The sequence below is a fragment of the Streptomyces sp. NPDC033178 genome (assembly GCF_055577685.1).
Window position 1 is genome coordinate 161,229 of sequence record NZ_JBVIPT010000013.1, and the last position, 19,863, is coordinate 181,091.

The 19,863-nt window shown below is 69.6% G+C and carries 17 protein-coding genes; 8 read left to right on the plus strand and 9 right to left on the minus strand.

The window, feature by feature from the left end:
• Positions 1–215 precede the first annotated feature (215 nt).
• Positions 216–413, plus strand: a complete 198-nt coding sequence (locus ACZ5VQ_RS29975) for a DUF5999 family protein (RefSeq protein ID WP_143634823.1) — start codon at positions 216–218, stop codon at positions 411–413.
• A 73-nt stretch (positions 414–486) separates the two neighbouring features.
• Here ACZ5VQ_RS29975 and ACZ5VQ_RS29980 read toward each other — a convergent pair whose 3' ends face one another.
• From ACZ5VQ_RS29980 to ACZ5VQ_RS30020, 9 genes are all read right to left on the minus strand, one after another.
• Positions 487–1,221 (minus strand): PIG-L deacetylase family protein, encoded by a 735-nt coding sequence (locus ACZ5VQ_RS29980; RefSeq protein ID WP_469107608.1) that lies wholly within the window; start codon positions 1,219–1,221, stop codon positions 487–489.
• A 131-nt stretch (positions 1,222–1,352) separates the two neighbouring features.
• Positions 1,353–2,654, minus strand: a complete 1,302-nt coding sequence (locus ACZ5VQ_RS29985) for an alpha/beta fold hydrolase (protein ID WP_469107609.1) — start codon at positions 2,652–2,654, stop codon at positions 1,353–1,355.
• Positions 2,655–2,792: 138 nt separating this feature from the next.
• Positions 2,793–3,818, minus strand: a complete 1,026-nt coding sequence (locus ACZ5VQ_RS29990; protein WP_362075938.1) for a LacI family DNA-binding transcriptional regulator — start codon at positions 3,816–3,818, stop codon at positions 2,793–2,795.
• A 78-nt stretch (positions 3,819–3,896) separates the two neighbouring features.
• Positions 3,897–5,318: a BNR repeat-containing protein gene (locus ACZ5VQ_RS29995; RefSeq protein WP_469107610.1), complete on the minus strand. Its 1,422-nt coding sequence runs from the start codon at positions 5,316–5,318 to the stop codon at positions 3,897–3,899.
• 79 nt (positions 5,319–5,397) lie between these two features.
• Positions 5,398–5,718: an L-rhamnose mutarotase gene (locus tag ACZ5VQ_RS30000; protein WP_189844217.1), complete on the minus strand. Its 321-nt coding sequence runs from the start codon at positions 5,716–5,718 to the stop codon at positions 5,398–5,400.
• Between the two features lie 27 nt (positions 5,719–5,745).
• On the minus strand, positions 5,746–6,831 hold the full coding sequence (gene rhaS, locus ACZ5VQ_RS30005) for a rhamnose ABC transporter substrate-binding protein (RefSeq protein ID WP_469107611.1): 1,086 nt from the start codon (positions 6,829–6,831) through the stop codon (positions 5,746–5,748).
• Positions 6,832–6,856: 25 nt separating this feature from the next.
• On the minus strand, positions 6,857–7,882 hold the full coding sequence (locus ACZ5VQ_RS30010) for an ABC transporter permease (RefSeq protein ID WP_469107612.1): 1,026 nt from the start codon (positions 7,880–7,882) through the stop codon (positions 6,857–6,859).
• Complete coding sequence (locus ACZ5VQ_RS30015) at positions 7,875–8,915, minus strand: ABC transporter permease (RefSeq protein ID WP_055616551.1); 1,041 nt, start codon at positions 8,913–8,915, stop codon at positions 7,875–7,877. Before ACZ5VQ_RS30015 ends, ACZ5VQ_RS30010 begins: the two co-directional genes overlap by 8 nt.
• Positions 8,912–10,429, minus strand: coding sequence for a sugar ABC transporter ATP-binding protein (locus tag ACZ5VQ_RS30020; RefSeq protein ID WP_469107613.1), 1,518 nt, complete (start codon positions 10,427–10,429; stop codon positions 8,912–8,914). Before ACZ5VQ_RS30020 ends, ACZ5VQ_RS30015 begins: the two co-directional genes overlap by 4 nt.
• A 306-nt stretch (positions 10,430–10,735) precedes the next feature.
• Here ACZ5VQ_RS30020 and rhaI point away from each other — a divergent pair, with 306 nt between their 5' ends.
• The 7 genes from rhaI (at position 10,736) to ACZ5VQ_RS30055 (ending at position 19,863) form a co-directional block, all read left to right on the plus strand.
• Positions 10,736–11,905, plus strand: coding sequence for an L-rhamnose isomerase (gene rhaI / locus ACZ5VQ_RS30025; RefSeq protein ID WP_469107614.1), 1,170 nt, complete (start codon positions 10,736–10,738; stop codon positions 11,903–11,905).
• Between the two features lie 161 nt (positions 11,906–12,066).
• Complete coding sequence (locus ACZ5VQ_RS30030; protein ID WP_469107615.1) at positions 12,067–14,106, plus strand: bifunctional aldolase/short-chain dehydrogenase; 2,040 nt, start codon at positions 12,067–12,069, stop codon at positions 14,104–14,106.
• Between the two features lie 43 nt (positions 14,107–14,149).
• Positions 14,150–15,589, plus strand: a complete 1,440-nt coding sequence (locus ACZ5VQ_RS30035; protein ID WP_469107616.1) for a rhamnulokinase — start codon at positions 14,150–14,152, stop codon at positions 15,587–15,589.
• A gap of 166 nt (positions 15,590–15,755) precedes the next feature.
• Positions 15,756–16,511 (plus strand): (Fe-S)-binding protein, encoded by a 756-nt coding sequence (locus tag ACZ5VQ_RS30040; RefSeq protein WP_469107741.1) that lies wholly within the window; start codon positions 15,756–15,758, stop codon positions 16,509–16,511.
• A gap of 49 nt (positions 16,512–16,560) precedes the next feature.
• Entirely contained in the window at positions 16,561–18,042 is a 1,482-nt protein-coding gene (locus ACZ5VQ_RS30045; RefSeq protein WP_469107617.1) for a LutB/LldF family L-lactate oxidation iron-sulfur protein, read from the plus strand.
• On the plus strand, positions 18,039–18,686 hold the full coding sequence (locus ACZ5VQ_RS30050) for a LutC/YkgG family protein (protein WP_469107618.1): 648 nt from the start codon (positions 18,039–18,041) through the stop codon (positions 18,684–18,686). Before ACZ5VQ_RS30045 ends, ACZ5VQ_RS30050 begins: the two co-directional genes overlap by 4 nt.
• Before the next feature lie 22 nt (positions 18,687–18,708).
• Positions 18,709–19,863, plus strand: a complete 1,155-nt coding sequence (locus ACZ5VQ_RS30055; protein ID WP_469107619.1) for an ABC transporter ATP-binding protein — start codon at positions 18,709–18,711, stop codon at positions 19,861–19,863.

A 19,863-nucleotide genomic window follows, 5' to 3' on the forward strand; every position in this document is an offset into this window, starting at 1 on the left:
CCTCCACCCTACGCAGCGCGGGCTCGTACCGATCACCGGAGGCCGGAAGGCCGTTCGGCCTCCCGGACATCCAGCTCCCTCCCTGACATCCAACTCCCTTGCTGGCAACGAACTCACCGATGAGTTTTCGGCGCCGGAGGCGTCTCTAATACAGCTGAAAACAAACTCCGCTATCACGGAGGAAAGAGCCCCTTCACAGACCCCGGAGAGACGTCATGTGCACCCACTGGCCCACGTGCCCCACCGCCGACAGCCCCGACCACCACGACGCGGTCATCGTGTCCGCCCATCCGGAACAGGGCTGGAACCTGCTGTGCAACGGCACCATCGTCTTCGACGACACCGGTGAACTCCTGCCGGACGGACGCATCGTGGGCCCACTGCGCACGATGCGCGAGCCGGTGGCCGCCTGAGCCCGAGAGGGACCTCACGAGAGCAGGGCCAGGTCTGCGCTCCCCACCGGCTTCGTCCGACGGTGGCCGTCACTCATCGGCTGAAGAGCTCGAAGGCGACCGCGGGCTTCCCGCCGAAGCGTTCGCCGGTGGTCTGCGCGTAGCCGGTGAGGAAGGAGCGTACGTACGTCTCGGGGTCCTCACTCGTCAACACCTCGATGTACGTGCGGTGTTCGAGGAGGGAGAGCACCGCGCGCTCCATGCCAGGGGTCGCGTCCACGGCGTGTGTGGGGGTGCTGGAGCCCGCCACGGCGACCCAGCGCACTCCGTTCCAGGGCTCCAGGTCCAGCTCCGGGAAGATCCAGCGGTTGCCGGCGTCCCCGGCCGCGTCCAGGGTGGCCCGGCCCACGGCGACGTGATCGGGTGTGTTCCAGGCGACCCCGCCCCACGTGTCGCGGTGGTTGAGGGTGATCACCAACTCGGGGCGGTGCCTGCGGATCGCCGCGGCGATGTCCCGCCTGAGGGCGGTGCCGTATTCGACCACGCCGTCCTTGTGGTCGAGGAACTCCACCTCGGTGACGCCCACGACGGCGGCACTGGCCCGCTGCTCCTGCTCGCGCAGCGGGCCGCATTTCTCCGGCTCCAGGGTGTCGATCCCCGCCTCGCCCCGCGTTGCGAGGACGTAGGTGATCTCGCGGCCGCCGTCCGTCCACGACGCGATCGCCGCGGAACAGCCGTACTCCAGGTCGTCGGGGTGGGCGACGACGGCAAGCGCGCGCTTCCAGTCCTCGGGCATGGGCTTGAGCTGATCGTTCGTCGAGACGGTCATGGTCGCAGAATAGGCGTTTCGTCGGCCTCGTCATCCGAATTCCGCGGGCCGCATGTGGCTGAGCGCGCAGTTCCCGCGCCCCTGAAAGAAGCAAGAGGCCACGCGCCCTCAAATGGCGAGGCGTGCCAGTGTCACGCCTCGTCTCGCGCCAGTTCGATCAGGCGGTCCAGGACCCGTGGGCCGCCCGCCCGGACGCCGTCGTGTTCGAACTCGTTCGTCACGTAGGTGCGCAGACCGCGGATCGTGCGGGCCGTGCTCAGGGCGTGGTCGGTGTCGACGTACATGTCGTCGTGGTAGACGGCCGCGGCGACGGGGACCTCGTTGGTGGCGAGGCGGTCGGGGTCGTACAGCGAGGGCCAGTCGGTGCGTTCGGCGAGGAGGTCGGCCGTGTCGCGGAGGGGGCGCAGGGCCGGGTCGCAGTCGAAGGTCCAGGGGTGGACGGACTCGCCGGTGAAGAGGACCGGACCGTCGCCCGCGAGGGTCTTGGCGGCGTCGAACTGCGGGAAGTCGGCGCGGACCCGCTCGGCGGACCAGGCGGTGGGGCGGTCGTCCTGGGCGTAGCAGGCCTCGTGGACCAGTGCGTACAGCGGGTGGCCGGCGTACGAGAGGAGGGACTGGACGTCCTCCTGGAAGGCGTCGGAGAGGGCCGGGCCCTGGGCGGTGCGGACGAAGGCGTTCTCCAGGAGGTAGTGCAGGCGGTGGCTGCCCTCGCTGCCGCCGAGGAGGATGCCGAGGGACTGGAAGGCCTCGACGGTGAGGCGGTAGCCGCCGTTCAGGACGGGTTCGTGCCGCAGCAGGTGCTCGGCGATGCGCCGGGCCCGCTCGACGTCCTGGGGGTAACGCGCGTAGTGGGCGGCGACCTTGCGCTCGATGCGCGGGTAGGCGGCCCGGTAGACGTCGTCGGCGTGGCCGTCGAGGGTGGGCAGGCCGCCGGTGATCAGGGCGGTGCTGAGGCCCTCCGGCGCGGTGGAGAGGTAGTGGGTCGCGCAGAATCCGCCGAAGCTCTGGCCGAGGACGGCCCAGGGGGCGCCGCCGGTGACAGCCGGGCGGATCGCCTCGCAGTCACGGACGATGGAGTCGGCGCGGAAGAGCGCGAGGTAGTCGGCCTGTTCGCGGGGGCCGCCGCGCAGCGGGAGGGTCTGCCGGTTGGCGGGCGTGGAGCTGCCGGTGCCGCGCTGGTCGAGCAGCAGGACGCGGTAGTCCTCCAGTGCGCGCCCGAGCCAGGCCTGCTTGCCGACGAAACGATTCGCCCCGAAGCCTGGGCCACCCTGGAGATACACCAGCCAGGGCAGGTCCTGGTCCGCCTTGTCGCTGCCGACCATTTCACGGGCGTACAGCTCGATCGTCTCCCCGGAGGGGTTGTCGTGATCGAGGGGCACGGTGAAGCGGCGGTCACTGAGGACGACACCGGGCTGACGGTAGCTGGCGCTCAAAAGGGGCTCCCGAGACGGACGGATTCCTGACCGCGAACCAGTTCAGCACAAGTTCTCCGGCGAGCCGAGCCCGGGGATCAAGAAAATCGTACTGACCGGCCGATCAGGCCGGGAACCGCCTACGTACTGAACGACCGCTCAGCGCGGCGGAAGGCTGGAGCGCCGCACCACCAGCTCCGGCTGGAGCACCACGCGCTGGTGCTCGTGCGGGGTGGGTGCGGTCTCGGCCTCGGTCTCCTCCAGGAGGAGCGAGGCGGCGAGCGCGCCCATCGTCACGGCCGGCTGCCGTACGGAGGTCAGCGGGACGGCCGCCGCTGCCGCGAACTCGATGTCGTCGTAGCCGACGATCGCGAGGTCGTCCGGGACGCTCACCCCGGCCGCGAACATGGCCTGCAGGACGCCGAGGGCGAGCAGGTCGTTGGCGCAGAACACCGCGGTCGGGCGGTCGCCGAGGCCTAGCAGGCGTGCGCCCGCGTCGCGGCCCGCGGCCACATCGAGCCGCTCGGTGGGCAGCTCGCGCAGGCACTCCGGGCCGAGTCCCGCCTCGCCCAGGGCGTTCAGGGCGCCCGTACGGCGGTCCCTGACCTGGTTCAGGCCGGGCGGGCCGCTCACGTACGCGATGGAGCGGTGGCCCGCGTCGATCAGGTGCCGTACGGCCAGGGCGCCGCCTGCCACGTCGTCGACCGACACCGAGCACTCGGTGGTGCCCTCGGCGACGCGGTCGACGAGCACGAAGGGGATGCCGTGGCGGCGGAATGCCTCTATGTTGCGCCCGGTGGCGTCGGCGGGGGTCAGCAGGACGCCCCGGACGCGCTGCTCGGCGAAGAGGGAGAGATAGTCGGCCTCCTCACCGGCGCTCTGCGCGGTGTTGCAGACCATCACGCCGAGCCCGGCCTCGCGGGCGGCCCGCTCGGCGCCGCGTGCCACGTCCACGAAGAAGGGGTTGCCCATGTCCAGGACGAGGAGGCCCATGATCCGGCTGCGCCCGGCGCGCAGCTGGCGGGCCGACTCGCTGCGGACGTAGCCGAGCCGGTCGATGGCGGAGAGCACGCGGGCCCGGGTCTCGGAGGCGACCGTGTCCGGGCGGTTGATGACGTTCGAGACCGTGCCGACGGAGACTCCGGCGACTCGTGCGACGTCCTTGATACCCACCGACTGGGCCATCAGGCGGTTACCTCCGGGGAACGGGGAGTGGTGGGCACGCAGTCAGATTACCCGCGTGCCCACGTGGAACGGACTCCGTCATGCAGGCAGCTTGAAGTCGACGACATGGAGCGCCGAGGGCGTCGTACCGCTGGACTTCACCTGGTAGAGGACCGACAGCACGCCGTCCTGGGCGATCCGGGTCTCGTCGACCACGACCTCACCGAAGGCGTTGAGGCCGCTGCCGTCGAACAGTGTCGTCCAGTCGGTGTGCCCGGAGGCGGCCGACGCGGCGACGATCCGTCCGAAGGGCAGGACGGCGTACGCGTTGTCGTACTTGTCCAGGACCAGTTTGGTGCGCTGGCTGGAGTTCAGAGGGACCGGTATCTCGGTCTTGCGCCAGGTGCCGGTGGACGTCTTGCGGACATGGAAGGCACGGCCGTTGGCCGTCCGGTCGGCGACGTAGTTGGTGGTGCACTGGCCGAAGCGGCCCGGTACATAGCTGATGATCGCGTGCGGCCGGCCCGCCGAGTCGGTGAACTGGCTCTCCTGGTTCATCAGGGAGTGGTCCGGGTTGATCGCGTCGATCACCAGTCCGCCGTCGGTAACGGCGACCTTGTCGGAGCCGCCGGTGGTGCCGACCACCGTGCCCGCGTTGTTGCGCCAGGTGCGTCCGCGGTCGTCCGAGTAGACGTAGCCGGTGTCGTGGTTGGTGATGCCGCCGCCGTTGCACATCACGGCGCCGTTCTGCTCGCGCCAGGTGAAGAAGGAGTGCAGCCGGCCGTTCCTGTCGTAGTCGATGCCGTGCAGGTACATGTTGCGGACGGTGCTGGACCCGTGCTCGCTGGTGTACGTGCCGGTGGAGCTGGTCCACTCGCCGAGGCTGGTCCAGGACGTGCCGTCGTACTCGGCGAGGGCGTTGCGGCCGTTGCCGGAGACCGCGACCCGGTAGCTCAGCTGGAGCTTTCCGTCGGGTGTGGAGATGAACTGCGGGTACGTGAACTGCGAGGTGAGCGCGAGCCCGTCGAGGGTGGACTGCGGCGCTCCGAAGCGGCTCGCGGTCCAGCTCAGCCCGGCGGGGTTGTCCATGAGCCCGGCCACCGACTTCACGTAGGTGAAGCCGTCGCTGTGGGAGTCCATGTTGAGGTGGAGGCGGCCGTCGACCTTGGAGACGCCCATCGAGATGACGTTGTGGGAGTCGTTGTACCGCAGGGTGTGGCCGACCTTGACGGTGGACCAGGTGCTCCCGCCGAGGACACGGCGGCCGACGACGGCGTTGCGGTCGGCGGTGTACCAGACGGCGTACTGGTAGCCCTTGTAGGTCAGCAGGCCGTTCTTCTGGAACGAGTTGTTGTTGACGAGGCCGTCGTAGGAGACGAAGAAGATGGCCTGGGCGTCGAGCGTGGTGTTGCCCGTCTGAGTGACCGAGGGACCGGGGTCGGCGGCCCGGGCGGTACCGGCGATGCCGGGGGCCGCCACGCTGCCGAGCAGGGCGGTCGCCAGCAGGGTGCGTCTCTTCATGTTCGGGGCTCCTGATCGTGCGGGGAGGAGGAGAACGAGCGAGGGGAAGAGCGGGGCGAGCGGGGAAGAGCACGGTGGATCAGGCGAGGTGGAACACTTCGGTGAGGGGTTTCATGGCCTCGTCGGGCCTGGCGCCGTCCAGCGATTCGAAGAACGGCGCCATCTCGGCCTGCCAACGGGCGTTGACCTCGGCGGCCTCCATGCCTGCCTGCGCGGCCGCGAAGTCCTCGGTCTCCAAGTAGCCGACCAGCAGGCCGTCCTCGCGAAGGAAGAGCGAGTAGTTGTGCCAGCCGGTGGCCGAGAGTGCTTCGAGCATCTCGGGCCACACGGCGGCATGTCTCTCGCGGTACTCGTCGAGCCGGTCCTCGCGGACCTTGAGCAGGAAACAGACGCGCTGCATGAAGGGCAACTCCCGGGTGAGGGGGGATCAGAAGTCGTACTGGTCGATGTTCTTCTTGTCGAAGACGGTCGGCTTGCCGAGGTCGATCACACCGTCCTTGCCGATGGTGAAGCTGCCCATGTCACCGGCCTTGAAGGTCTCGCCCTCCTTGCCCGTGATCTGGCCGGACGACAGCGCGACGGCGGTACGCGCGGCCAGCTCGCCGAGCTTCGCCGGGTCCCACAGCTCGAAGGCCTCGACGGTGCCGTTCTTCACGTACTTGCGCATGTCGTTCGGGGTGCCGAGGCCGGTGAGCTTGACCTTGCCCTTGTACTTCGAGCCCGACAGGTACTGGGCGGCCGCCTTGATGCCGACGGTGGTCGGGGAGATGATCCCGGCCAGCTTCGGGTTCTCCTGGAGCAGGCCCTGCGTCTGCTGGAAGGACTGCTGGGCGTCGTCGTTGCCGTACGCGACCTTGACCAGCTTCATGTCCTTGTACTTGGGGTCCTTGAGCTCGTCCTTCATGAACTCGATCCAGGTGTTCTGGTTCGTCGCGGTCTGTGCGGCGGACAGGATCGCGATCTCGCCCTTGTAGCCGATCTGCTCGGCGAGGAGCTGGACCTCGGTACGGCCCAGGGCCTCGGCGCTGGCCTGCGAGACGAAGGCGTTGCGGCAGTCGGCCTTGGTGTCGGAGTCGTACGTGACGACCTTGACGCCGTTCTTCATGGCCTGCTTGAGCGCGGTGCACAGGGCACCCGGGTCCTGCGCCGAGACGGCCATCGCGTCGACCTGCTGCTGGGTGAGCGTGTTGACGTAGCTCACCTGGCCCGAGGTGTCCGTGGCGCTGCTGGTGCCGACCTCCTTGTACTTCGAGCCCAGCTCGGTCAGGGCCTTCTCGCCGCCCTTGTCCGCGGTGGTGAAGTACGGGTTGTTGACCGCCTTCGGCAGGAAGCCGACGGTCAGGCCCTTCTTGGTGGCCGCGTTCGGGTCGGCCTTGCCGGCCGCGGCGTTCGAGGCGCCCTCTTCCTTGACATCGTCCTTGGAGGTACCGCCACCGCAGGCGGTCGCTGCCAGGGCGAGGGAGGTGACGGCGGCCAGGGCCGCGCAGGCCCGGCGGAGTTTGGTGGAGGACATGGTGGTGGGAGCCTTTCGACAGGAGTTACGAGGTGGTGGGTGCAGAGGTGGGTGCGGAGGCGGCTCTGCGACCCGCCCTCGCTACGGAGATCTGCCGTGCGACCCGGGGGCCGAGCACGGAGAGGACGAGCAGAACGCCGGTGACGACGATCTGCGACTGGGCGGAGACGTCCTGGAGGCTCATCACGTTCTGCAGCGCGCCGAGCAGGAAGACTCCCGCGATCGCGCCGCCGAGCGTGCCCTTGCCGCCGTCGAAGTCGATGCCGCCGAGCAGCACGGCCGCCACGACGGAGAGTTCGAGGCCGGTGGCGTTGTCGTAGCGGGCGCTGGCGTAGTGCAGTGCCCAGAAGATGCCGGTCAGCGAGGCCATGAGCCCGGTCAGGGTGAACAGGATCAGCTTCTGCCGCTTGACGCGGATGCCGGCGAACCGCGCGGCCTCCTCACTGGCACCGATCGCGAACAGCGAGCGCCCGAACGGCGTGGCGTGCAGCGCGACCACGGCGATGGCGAGCAGCACGAGGAAGGGCAGGAACGCGTACGGGACGAAGGTGTCGCCGATGCGTCCGGACGCGAAGTCCAGGTACTGGGTGGGGAAGTCGGTCACCGCGTCCGAGCCGAGGACGATCTGCGCGATGCCCCGGTAGGCGGCGAGGGTACCGATGGTGACGGCGAGGGACGGCAGTCCGAGCCGTGTCACCAGCAGACCGTTGATCAGTCCGCACACCACGCCGAGGAGCAGGCAGATCGGGATGATCGTCTCGATCGTCATGCCCTGGTTCCACAGGGCGCCCATCACCGCGCCGGACAGACCGGCCGTGGAGGCGACCGAGAGGTCGATCTCGCCGGACACCACGAGCAGCGTCATCGGCAGGGCGATCAACGCGATGGGCAGCGTGTTGCCGATCAGGAACGACAGGTTGAGGGCGTTGCCGAAGCCGTCCACGGTGGTGAAGGACAGCAGCAGAACGACGATCAGGAGGGCGCCGACAGCTGAATCCCACCTTTTCAAGGAGGACCAGCGGACGGCGCGCGCGAGAGCGGAGTCAGCCATGGCGGGCGTTCCTCTTCTTCAGGGCGGTCGCCACGCGCAGGGCGACGATCCGGTCGACCGCGATGGCGAGGATGAGCAGGATGCCGTTGATGGCGAGCACCCAGACCGAGCTGACCCCGAGGGCGGGCAGCACGCTGTTGATGGAGGTCAGGAGGAGCGCGCCGAGGGCCGCCCCGTAGACACTGCCGGAGCCGCCGGTGAAGACGACACCGCCGACCACCACCGCGCTGACGACGGTGAGTTCGTAGCCGTTGCCGGTACCGGAGTCGACGTTGCCGAACCGGGCGAGGTACAGCGCGCCCGCGAGTCCCGCGAGGGCTCCGCAGAAGGTGTAGGCGGCCAGGATCCGCTTGCGTACGGGGATGCCGGCCAGGCGGGCGGCCTCCGGGTTGGAGCCGAGCGCGTACAGCTCGCGGCCGCTGCCGAAGTGCTTGAGGTAGTACGCCGTCGCGATCAGCACCACCAGAGCGATCATCGCCAGCCACGGCACGGCGGAGAGGCCGCCGGAGCCGAAGTCGATGAATCCGTCGGGCAGGCCCGCCGCGGTGATCTGCCGGGAGCCGACCCAGATGGAGTCGATGCCGCGGATGATGTAGAGCGTGCCGAGGGTGACGACCAGCGCGGGCACTTGGCCGAGGCTGACGAGCAGCCCGTTGACCAGTCCGCAGCCGATACCGAGCAGGACCGCGAGGGCAACGGCGACAACGGAGTTGCCGCCTCCCTGGAGGTAAGTGCCCGCCGCGAAGGCGCTGATGCCGAGCGTCGAGCCGACCGACAGGTCGACGTTGCGGGTGATGACGACCAGCGACTGGCCGGTGGCGACCAGTACGAGGATGGTCGCGTTCAGCAGGAGGTCCTTGATGCCCTGCTCGGACAGGAAGTCGCTGTTGCCGATCTGGGTGATGACGATCATCACCAGGAAGACGACCAGGATGGCGAGTTCACGCATCTTGAAGACGCGGTCCACCAGCCGGGTGCCGCTGGACTTGGGCACCTCGGCGGCGGGGGCGGGATTGGGAGCGGTGACCGTCACGCGGCTGCCCTCCCGGTGGCTGCGGCCATCACGGTTTCCTCGGTGGCGTCGGAGCGTGGGATCTCGGCGGTGAGCCGGCCCTCGTGCATCACGAGGACCCGGTCGGCCATGCCGAGGATCTCGGGCAGGTCGGAGGAGATCATCAGGACGGCGACCCCGTCGGCGGCCAACTGGCTGAGCAGCCGGTGCACTTCGGCCTTCGTGCCTACGTCGATGCCGCGGGTCGGCTCGTCGACGATCAGCACCTTCGGGCCGGTGGCGAGCCACTTGGCGAGGACGACCTTCTGCTGGTTGCCGCCCGACAGGGTGTTGACGGTGTCGGCGATCCGCGCGTACTTGACCTGGAGCTTGACGGCCCAGTCGAGGGAGCGGCTGCGCTCGGCGCGCGGGTCAATCAGCCCTGCTTTGACGGTCGTACGCAGGCCGGTGAGGCCGATGTTGCGCTCGATGGACATGTCCATCACCAGGCCCTGGGCGCGGCGGTCCTCGGGGACGAGGGCGAGCCCGGCTGCCATCGCCGTGGAGGGCGCGCCGTTCCTCAGCTTCCTGCCGTCGATCTCGACCTCTCCGGCGTCCCAGCGGTCGACGCCGAAGACGGCCCGGGCGACCTCCGTGCGCCCGGCGCCGACGAGTCCGGCGAGGCCGACGATCTCGCCGCGGCGGACGTCGAAGGAGACATCGGTGAAGACGCCCTCACGGGTCAGGCGCCGTACGCTCAGGGCGACTTCGCCCGCCCGGACGTCCTGCTTGGGGTAGAGCTCGTCGAGGTCGCGGCCGACCATGCGCCGGACGAGGTCGTCCTCGGTCATGCCGTCGATCGGCTCGCTGGAGATCAGGGCGCCGTCGCGAAGGGTCGTCACCTGCCGGCAGATCTGGAAGATCTCCTCCAGGCGGTGCGAGATGAACAGCACGGCCGAGCCCTGGTCGCGCAGGGTGCGCACGACTCCGAACAGACGGGCCACCTCGCTGCCGGTGAGGGCGGCGGTCGGCTCGTCCATGATCAGCACGCGGGCGTCGAAGGAGAGCGCCTTGGCGATCTCGACGATCTGCTGGTCGGCGATGGACAGGCCGCGGGCCGGGCGGTCGGGGTCGAGCTCGACGCCGAGGCGCTTCATCAGGGCCAGGGTCGACGCGTGCGTGGCCTTGTGGTCGATCCGGCCCAGCGCGCGCCGCGGCTGACGGCCCATGAAGATGTTCTCGGCGATCGACAGGTCGGGGAAGAGCGTGGGCTCCTGGTAGATCACCGCGATACCCGCGTCCCGGGCGTCGGCGGGACCGTGGAAGACGGTGGGCTCGCCGTCCAGGAGCACCTGACCGGCGTCCGGTCGGTGCACGCCGGCGAGCGTCTTGATGAGGGTCGACTTGCCCGCGCCGTTCTCTCCGGCGAGTGCGTGCACTTCGCCGGGGAAGAGTTCGAGGGACACGTCCCGCAGGGCGCGTACGGCACCGAAGGACTTCGAGATGTCCTTGAGTGCCAGCACGGGGGCCGGACCCGCGTCGGACCGGTGGGTCATGAGGGCTCCTCAACGACGCGGGCGATGCGGCCTCACGACGTCGTGAAAGGTTTCAACTAGGTTGCCGGGACGTTAGGCAGGTAGCCCAGGTCACGTCAATGGGTACAGGCCGAAATTTTCGATAGCCAAAGGTCACAACCGAGTCACGGAGAGACGTATTCGTCGGAGGGGTTGACAGCCTTTCGGGCTGCTCATAGCTTCAGCGTTCTGAATCGTTTCAGACTGGCCTCGCGCTGCACGTCGTGCGGAAGCCGCGCTGAAGCCGTTCGGACCCGATGTCACAACCGAAGTCACAGGAGCCCTGAAGTGACCGAGCTTGCCGCGGTGAAGGCCGCCCTCAAGACCCAGGCAGTAGAGACGCCGTCATGGGCGTACGGGAACTCGGGAACCCGCTTCAAGGTGTTCGCGCAGCCCGGAGTCCCGCGCGATCCTTTCGAAAAGCTGGACGACGCCGCGAAGGTGCACGAGTTCACGGGCGCCGCGCCGACCGTGGCGCTGCACATCCCCTGGGACAAGGTCGAGGGCTCCCATACATACGCAGAGCTGGCGAAGCACGCCGAGGAACGCGGCCTGAAGCTCGGCGCGATCAACTCCAACACCTTCCAGGACGACGACTACAAACTGGGCAGCATCTGCCACCCGGACGCGGCGGTCCGCCGCAAGGCACTCGACCACCTGCTCGAATGCATCGACATCATGGACGCCACGGGTTCGAAGGACCTGAAGCTGTGGTTCGCGGACGGTACGAACTATCCCGGCCAGGACGACATCCGCGAGCGCCAGGACCGGCTCGCCGAGGGGCTCGCCCGGGTGTACGAGCGGCTCGGCGACGACCAGCGGATGCTGCTGGAGTACAAGTTCTTCGAGCCCGCCTTCTATACGACGGACGTGCCGGACTGGGGTACGGCGTACGCCCACTGTCTGAAGCTCGGTCCCAAGGCGCAGGTCGTCGTCGACACCGGGCACCACGCTCCCGGGACCAACATCGAGTTCATCGTCGCCACGCTGCTGCGCGAGGGGAAGCTCGGGGCGTTCGACTTCAACTCGCGGTTCTATGCGGATGACGACCTGATGGTCGGGGCCGCGGACCCCTTCCAGCTGTTCCGGATCATGTACGAGGTGATTCGTGGGGGTGGGTTCAGTCCGGATGTGGCGTTCATGCTCGACCAGTGCCACAACATCGAGGCGAAGATCCCGGCGATCATCCGGTCGGTGATGAATGTGCAGGAGGCCACGGCCAAGGCGCTCCTGGTGGACCGCGAGTCTCTTGTCGTCGCCCAGCGGTCGGGGGATGTGCTTGCTGCGAACGCTGTCGTCATGGATGCGTACAACACGGATGTGCGGCCGTTGGTGGCCGAGGTTCGTGAGGAGCTGGGGTTGGACGCGGACCCGATCGCGGCGTATCGCCGCTCCGGATGGGCGGAGAAGATCGCTGCGGAGCGGGTTGGTGGGCAGCAGGCGGGGTGGGGGGCGTAGCCGCTGCACTGGGCTTGACCGGCCCACTCGCCGTAGGACTGCAGGTCGGTGGCTGACTGCGGGTCGTCTTCGGCTGATCGCGCAGTTCCCCGTGCCCCTAAAGGGGCACGCCCCCTACAGGGCACGAGCACACGTACGCACTCTCTTTAAGGACTAGGAACATGGCACCCCATCCCGAAGCCGCTGCGCTGCTGGCCCGGTCGAATCGGCTTGGCGCTGATCCGCGGAACACGAACTATGCGGGCGGGAACACGTCCGCGAAGGGCACCGACACGGACCCGGTGACCGGGGGTGACGTGGAGTTGATGTGGGTCAAGGGGTCGGGAGGCGACCTGGGGACCCTCACCGAATCCGGTCTCGCGGTGTTGCGGATCGACCGGCTGCTGGCGCTGAAGGACGTGTATCCGGGGGTCGAGCGCGAGGACGAGATGGTGGCCGCGTTCGACTACTGCCTGCACGGGAAGGGCGGGGCGGCTCCGTCGATCGACACGGCCATGCACGGGCTGGTGGACGCGGCGCATGTGGATCATCTGCATCCCGACTCCGGGATCGCGCTCGCCTGTGCGGCCGACGGGGAGAAGCTGACCGCCGAGTGCTTCGGGGACAGCGTGGTGTGGGTGCCGTGGCGGCGGCCGGGGTTCCAGCTCGGTCTGGACATCGCCGCCGTGAAGGAGGCGAATCCGCAGGCCGTCGGCTGCGTCCTCGGCGGGCACGGCATCACCGCCTGGGGCGACACGGCGGAGGAGTGCGAGCGGAACTCGCTGCACATCATCCGTACCGCCGAGGCCTTCCTCGCCGAGCGCGGGAAGGACGAGCCCTTCGGGCCGGTCGTCGAGGGGTACGCGGCTCTCGGCGGCGTCGAGCGCCGGGAGCGGGCCGCCGCCCTCGCGCCCGTGATCCGGTCGCTGGCCTCGCAGGACCGTCCGCAGGTCGGTCACTTCACCGACTCCGAGGTCGTGCTCGACTTCCTCGCGAGCGCCGAGCACCCGCGGCTCGCCGCGCTCGGCACCTCCTGCCCGGACCACTTCCTCCGTACGAAGGTCAGGCCGCTCCTCCTCGATCTGCCGCCGACCGTCGAACCGGACGAGGCGATCGCACGGCTGAAGGAACTGCACGCCGAGTACCGCGAGGAGTACGCCGCCTACTACCAGCGGCACGCCCTGCCCGACTCCCCCGCGATGCGCGGCGCCGACCCGGCGATCGTGCTCGTGCCCGGGGTCGGCATGTTCAGCTTCGGCAAGGACAAGCAGACCGCGCGCGTGGCCGGCGAGTTCTACGTCAACGCGATCAACGTGATGCGCGGGGCCGAGGCCGTCTCGACGTACGCGCCGATCGAGGAGTCGGAGAAGTTCCGCATCGAGTACTGGGCTCTTGAGGAGGCCAAGCTCCAGCGGATGCCGAAGCCCAAGCCGCTCGCCACGCGCGTGGCGCTGGTGACGGGCGCGGGCAGCGGTATCGGCAAGGCGATCGCCGAGCGGCTGGTGGCCGAGGGCGCGTGTGTCGTGATCGCGGACCTCAACGCGGAGAACGCGGCCGATGTCGCCACCGCGCTGGGCGGGCCCGACAAGGCCGTCGCCGTCACCGTCGACGTGACCTCCGAGGAGCAGATCGCCGAGGCATTCAAGGCGGCGGTGCTGGCCTTCGGCGGCGTCGACCTGGTCGTGAACAACGCCGGCATCTCCATCTCCAAGCCGCTCCTGGAGACCACGGCGAAGGACTGGGACCTCCAGCACGACATCATGGCCCGCGGCTCCTTCCTCGTGTCCCGCGAGGCGGCCCGGGTGATGATCGCGCAGGGGCTCGGCGGGGATGTCATCTACATCGCGTCCAAGAACGCGGTCTTCGCCGGTCCGAACAACATCGCGTACTCGGCCACCAAGGCCGACCAGGCCCATCAAGTGCGGCTGCTGGCCGCCGAGTTGGGTGAGCACGGGATCCGGGTCAACGGCATCAACCCCGACGGGGTCGTGCGCGGCTCCGGGATCTTCGCGGGTGGCTGGGGTGCTCAGCGCGCGGCCACGTACGGCATCGAGGAGGAGAAGCTCGGCGAGTTCTACGCCCAGCGGACCATCCTCAAGCGCGAGGTGCTGCCCGAGCACGTCGCCAACGCCGTCTTCGCCCTGACCGGCGGCGATCTCACGCACACCACCGGTCTGCACGTCCCGGTCGACGCCGGTGTCGCCGCCGCGTTCCTCCGGTGACGAACGTGACTCAGGAAACGACAGTGTACCTCAGGAGGCGGCTGTGAAGTCGTACGCCGCGGTCGACCTCGGCGCGTCCAGCGGGCGCGTCATGGTCGGCCGCGTGGGCCCCGACTCGCTGGAGCTGACGGAGGCGCACCGCTTCCCGAACCGGCCGGTGCGGACGCCCGAAGGGCTGCGCTGGGACATCCTCGCGCTGTACGCGGGCGTCCTCGACGGGCTGCGCGCGGCAGGGCAGGTCGACTCCGTCGGCATCGACAGCTGGGCCGTGGACTACGGCCTGCTCGACGCCGACGGGGCGCTCCTCGGCAACCCGGTGCACTACCGCGACGCCCGCACGCAGGGTGTCGCGGAGAAGGTGTGGGCCACCGTGCCCACCGCCGAGCTGTACGCGGCGACCGGGCTCCAGTACGCGCCCTTCAACACGCTGTACCAGCTGGTGGCCGCCCGCTCGTCGTCCCAACTGACTTACGCGAGCCGCATGTTGCTCATCCCCGACCTGCTGGCGTACTGGCTCACGGGCGTGCTGGGCACCGAGCTCACCAACGCCTCCACGACCCAGCTGATCGACCCGCGGACCCGCGACTGGTCGTACGACCTCGCGGAGCGCCTCGGCATCGACCTGACGCTGTTCGCGCCGCTGCGGCAGCCCGGGGATCCGGCGGGGCTGCTCCGGCAGAGCGTGCTGGACGAGACCGGGCTGACGGGTCCGGTGCCGGTGACGACGGTCGGCTCGCACGACACCGCCTCCGCGGTGGCCGCGGTTCCGGCCGTGGGCGGCGAGCGCTTCGCGTACATCTGCACCGGCACCTGGTCGCTGGCGGGTCTGGAACTGGAGGCGCCGGTCCTCACCGAGGCGAGCCGCGCGGCCAACTTCACCAACGAACTGGGCCTGGACGGCACGGTCCGCCATCTGCGGAACATCATGGGGCTCTGGCTGCTCCAGGAGTGCGTACGGGAATGGGGGGACCCCGACCTGGGAGACCTCCTGTCGGCCGCCGCCGAGGTACCGGCGCTGCGGTCCGTCGTGGACGCGGGCGACGCCGCCTTCCTGGCTCCCGGGCGGATGCCGGCCCGGATCGCGGACGCCTGCCGGGAGTCGGGGCAGCCCGTGCCCGAGTCGCCCGCCGAGATCACGCGCTGCATCCTCGACTCGCTCGCCCTGGCCCACCGCCGGGCCATCACCCAGGCCCAGGAACTGGCCGACCACCCGGTCGACGTCGTACACATCGTCGGCGGCGGCACCCGCAACGCCCTCCTGTGCCAGCTGACCGCCGACGCCTGCGGCCTCCCGGTGGTGGCGGGCCCGGCGGAGGCCGCGGCCCTGGGCAACGTCCTCGTACAGGCCCGCACCCACGGCCTGGTCGGCGACCGCACCTCGATGCGCCAACTTCTCGCTCGTACGCAGCCGTTGACCCGCTACGAACCCCGGGGCACCACGTCGGCATGGCAGGCCGCCGAGGCTCGCCTGGCAGGCCGATGACCTGTATCCCCGCCCCAGCACAGGCGCCCCATGGGGGCGCGGGGAACTGCGCGATCAGCCACCGACGACCGGCACCCGACCACCAACAGCCGACGCACCTCATTCCAGCAAAGCGCATCGCCGCGTACGCTGCACTCATCCGATGATCGATCTCAAGGGAGCCGCGATGCGTGTCGCTCTGTTCCTGACCTGTGTCAACGACACGCTCTATCCCGACACCGGCCGTGCCGTGGTGAAACTGCTGACCAGGCTGGGCGTGGAGGTCGACTTCCCGATGGCGCAGACGTGCTGCGGGCAGGCGCACTACAACACCGGCTACCGTCACCAGGCCGAGCCCATGGCCCGGCATTTCTCCGATGTCTTCGGTGGGTACGAAGCGATCGTGACCCCGTCCGGGTCGTGCGGCGCGATGGTGCGGGAGCTGTATCCGCGGATGGGCGAGCGGGCCCGCGCCGAGGGCCGCGGGGACACCCTGGCGGCAACGCTCGCGCCGGTCGTGCCGAAGACGTACGAACTCACGGAGTTCCTGGTCGACGTGCTCGGGGTGACGGACGTGGGCGCGTACTACCCGCACACCGTCACGTACCACCCCACCTGTCACGGACTGCGGAGCCTCGGGCTCGGCGACCGGCCGCGCCGACTGCTCCAGTCCGTCAAGGGACTTGAGCTGAAAGAGCTGCCCGGCGCGGACGAGTGCTGTGGCTTCGGCGGCACGTTCGCCGTCAAGAACTCCGATGTATCGGCGGCGATGGGTGCCGACAAGGTGCGGAACGCCGAGTCGACGGGCGCCGACGTACTGTGCGCCGCAGACAACTCCTGTCTCATGCACATCGGCGGCACCATGACCCGGCTCAGGACGGACATGCGTCCGGTGCACATCGCGGAGATCCTGGCGAGCACGGAGGAGGACCCCCTCGTATGAGCGGGACGTTCGTCGCTATGAACAGCCACAGCGGAGAGGAGCCGAACGCATGAGCGGTGGGACTTTCGTCGGGATGCCCTCCTTCCCCAAGGCCGCGCACGAGGCCGTCCACAACCAGACCCTGCGCGGCAACCTGCGCCACGCCACCCACACCATCCGTGCCAAGCGCGCGAACGCGGTCGCGGAGGTCTCCGACTGGGCCGAGCTGCGCGAGGCCGGCAAGCAGATCAAGGACCACACACTCCGTCATCTCGACCGGTATCTGGTGCAGTTGGAGGAGTCGGTCACGGCGGCCGGCGGCACCGTGCACTGGGCCGCCGACGCGGACGAGGCCAACCGGATCGTCACGTACCTCGTCAAGGCGACCGGCGAGAGCGAGGTCGTCAAGGTCAAGTCGATGGCCACCCAGGAGATCGGACTCAACGAGGCTCTCGAAGCCGAGGGCATCAACGCCTACGAGACCGATCTCGCCGAGCTCATCGTGCAGTTGGGCAAGGACCGGCCGTCCCACATCCTCGTGCCGGCCATCCACCGCAACCGCGGCGAGATCCGTGACATCTTCGCGCGCGAGATGAGCGAGTGGGGCCGCCCGGCGCCCGAGGGCCTGACCGACACGCCCGCCGAACTGGCCGAGGCCGCGCGCGTGCACCTGCGCGAGAAGTTCCTGCGCGCCAAGGTCGGTGTCTCCGGCGCCAACTTCATGGTCGCCGACACCGGCACGCTGGTCGTCGTGGAGTCCGAGGGCAACGGCCGGATGTGCCTGACCCTCCCCGAGACGCTGATCTCGGTCGTCGGCATCGAGAAGATCGTGCCGACCTGGCAGGACCTGGAGGTCTTCCTCCAGACGCTCCCCCGCTCCTCGACGGCCGAGCGGATGAACCCGTACACCTCCACCTGGACGGGCACGACGGATGAGGACGGTCCCCAGACCTTCCATCTTGTCCTCATCGACAACGGCCGCACCGACACGCTCGCCGACGAGGTCGGCCGCCAGGCCCTGCGCTGCATCCGCTGCTCGGCGTGTCTCAACGTCTGCCCGGTGTACGAGCGGGCGGGCGGCCACGCGTACGGCTCGGTCTACCCGGGCCCGATCGGCGCGATCCTCAGCCCCCAACTCCGGGGCACCCAGAGCGAGATCGACGCCTCACTCCCGTACGCCTCCTCGCTGTGCGGCGCCTGCTACGACGTCTGCCCGGTAGCGATCGACATCCCGGAGGTGCTCGTGCATCTGCGGGAGCGGGTCGTCGAGGGCGGCGTCGTGACCCGGGACGGCGCCAAGGTCGTACTCAAGCCCGCCAAGGGGCATGCCGCCGAGCGGGCGGCGATGCGCGCGGCGCGGTGGGCCTTCGGTCATCCGGGCGCGCTGCGCACCGGCCAGCGGTTCGCGTCCCGGACCCGCCGCTTCCATCCGCGGACGCTGCCCGGTCCCGGCAAGGCGTGGAGCGAGACCCGGGCGCTGCCGACGGTTCCCGCGGAGCCGTTCCGCGACTGGTGGCAGCGGACGCACGGTGGAAAGGACGCGTCGAAGTGAGCAGCAGGGATCTGATCCTGGCCCGGGTACGGCGCGCGCTCGCGGACGTGCCACGGGACGACACGCCGTACGACCAGGCCTTCGAGCGCGGGTATCTGCGCGAGCACGGGGACCGGAGTGTCGAGCAGACGGTGGATCTGCTGGCGGAGAACCTGGCGGACTACCGGGCGCGGGTGCACCGCTGTGACGCCGACGGGCTGGCGGCGACGATCGCCGGGCTGCTGGCCGCGCGGGGGTCGGCCTCGGTCGTCGTACCGACGGGCCTCGACCAGGACTGGCTCGCGGCCACCGACGTGACACAGGTTGCGGACCGGCTCGACAGCACCCCGGCCGAACTGGACCGCGTCGACAGCGTCGTCACCGCGTGCGCGGTGGCGATCGCCGAGACCGGCACCATCGTCCTGGACGGCGGCCCGGACCAGGGACGGCGCCGGATCACTCTGGTCCCGGACCACCACATCTGTGTCGTACGCGTCCCCGCACAGGTCGTGTCCTCCGTGCCCCAGGGCCTGGAGCGCCTCGACCCGGCCCGCCCGCTGACCTGGATCTCGGGCCCCTCCGCCACCAGTGACATCGAGCTCGACCGGGTCGAGGGGGTGCACGGTCCGCGCACCCTTGAGGTGGTGCTGGTGAGCGGAGGGTGACGGACGCGGTTAGCGTGAGGTCATGATCCGGTTCGAGCAGGTCACCAAGCGCTACCCGGACGGCACGACGGCCGTGGACGGCCTCTCGTTCGAGGTGTCCGAGGGCGAACTCGTCACGCTCGTGGGCCCGTCCGGCTGCGGCAAGACGACGACCATGATGATGGTGAACCGCCTCATCGAGCCGACGTCCGGCCGGATCCTCGTGGACGGCGAGGACATCGCGGCGGTGGACCCCGTGAAGCTCAGGCGCCGGATCGGATACGTCATCCAGCAGGTGGGCCTCTTCCCCCACCGGACCGTCCTCGACAACACGGCGACCGTGCCGACGCTCGTGGGCTGGAAGAAGGCGAAGGCCCGGGCGCGGGCCGCCGAACTGCTCGACCTGGTCGGTCTGGACCCGAAGACGTTCGGCTCGCGCTATCCGGACCAGCTGTCGGGCGGTCAGCGCCAGCGTGTCGGCGTGGCGCGGGCCCTCGCCGCCGACCCGCCCGTGCTGCTCATGGACGAACCGTTCGGCGCGGTCGACCCCGTGGTGCGCGAGCAGTTGCAGGACGAGTTCCTGCGGATGCAGGCCGCCGTGCGCAAGACGGTGCTGCTGGTCACGCACGACATCGAGGAGGCCGTCCGGCTCGGCGACCGCATCGCGGTGTACGGGCAGGGGCGCATCGAGCAGTTCGACACGCCGGGCGCGGTGCTGGGCGCCCCGGCGACTCCGTACGTGGCCGAGTTCGTGGGCGCCGACCGGGGTCTGAAGCGGCTGTCGGTCACCGAGATCGAGCCCGACGACCTGGAGCAGCCGCCGGTCGCGCGCCTCGACGAGCCGGCCGAGCGGGCCGCATCCCGGCTGAACGCGGACGGCTCCCGCTGGGCCGTGGTCCTCGACTCCGACGGCGATCTGCACGGCTGGGTGGGCGTCGACGAACTCGCCGCGGGCGGCACGGTCGGCGACCTGGCCCACCGCATGAACTCGTGGGTACCGGTGGGCGCCCCGCTGAAGCAGGCCTTCGGTGTGATGCTCCAGCACGACGCCGGATGGGTGGCCGTGCTGGAGGGCGCGCGGTTCCTCGGCGTACTGACTCCCGCGAAACTGCACGAGGCGCTGCGACGGTCGGTGGACGCGGACGCCCTGGGCGTGGCGCGAGGTCAGGTGGAGTTCGACTCGGTGGCGGACGCCTAG

What these genes read in the sequence shown, in the direction of transcription:
- ACZ5VQ_RS30020 (WP_469107613.1), bottom strand. Translation starts at nt 10,429, where the DNA reads ATGACCCACCGGTCCGACGCGGGTCCGGCCCCCGTGCTGGCACTCAAG.
- ACZ5VQ_RS30040 (WP_469107741.1), top strand. Translation starts at nt 15,756, where the DNA reads ATGCGTGTCGCTCTGTTCCTGACCTGTGTCAACGACACGCTCTATCCC.
- ACZ5VQ_RS29980 (WP_469107608.1), bottom strand. Translation starts at nt 1,221, where the DNA reads ATGACCGTCTCGACGAACGATCAGCTCAAGCCCATGCCCGAGGACTGG.
- ACZ5VQ_RS30000 (WP_189844217.1), bottom strand. Translation starts at nt 5,718, where the DNA reads ATGCAGCGCGTCTGTTTCCTGCTCAAGGTCCGCGAGGACCGGCTCGAC.
- rhaS (WP_469107611.1), bottom strand. Translation starts at nt 6,831, where the DNA reads ATGTCCTCCACCAAACTCCGCCGGGCCTGCGCGGCCCTGGCCGCCGTC.
- ACZ5VQ_RS30055 (WP_469107619.1), top strand. Translation starts at nt 18,709, where the DNA reads ATGATCCGGTTCGAGCAGGTCACCAAGCGCTACCCGGACGGCACGACG.
- ACZ5VQ_RS30045 (WP_469107617.1), top strand. Translation starts at nt 16,561, where the DNA reads ATGAGCGGTGGGACTTTCGTCGGGATGCCCTCCTTCCCCAAGGCCGCG.
- ACZ5VQ_RS30030 (WP_469107615.1), top strand. Translation starts at nt 12,067, where the DNA reads ATGGCACCCCATCCCGAAGCCGCTGCGCTGCTGGCCCGGTCGAATCGG.
- ACZ5VQ_RS29995 (WP_469107610.1), bottom strand. Translation starts at nt 5,318, where the DNA reads ATGAAGAGACGCACCCTGCTGGCGACCGCCCTGCTCGGCAGCGTGGCG.
- ACZ5VQ_RS29975 (WP_143634823.1), top strand. Translation starts at nt 216, where the DNA reads ATGTGCACCCACTGGCCCACGTGCCCCACCGCCGACAGCCCCGACCAC.
- ACZ5VQ_RS29990 (WP_362075938.1), bottom strand. Translation starts at nt 3,818, where the DNA reads ATGGCCCAGTCGGTGGGTATCAAGGACGTCGCACGAGTCGCCGGAGTC.
- ACZ5VQ_RS30010 (WP_469107612.1), bottom strand. Translation starts at nt 7,882, where the DNA reads ATGGCTGACTCCGCTCTCGCGCGCGCCGTCCGCTGGTCCTCCTTGAAA.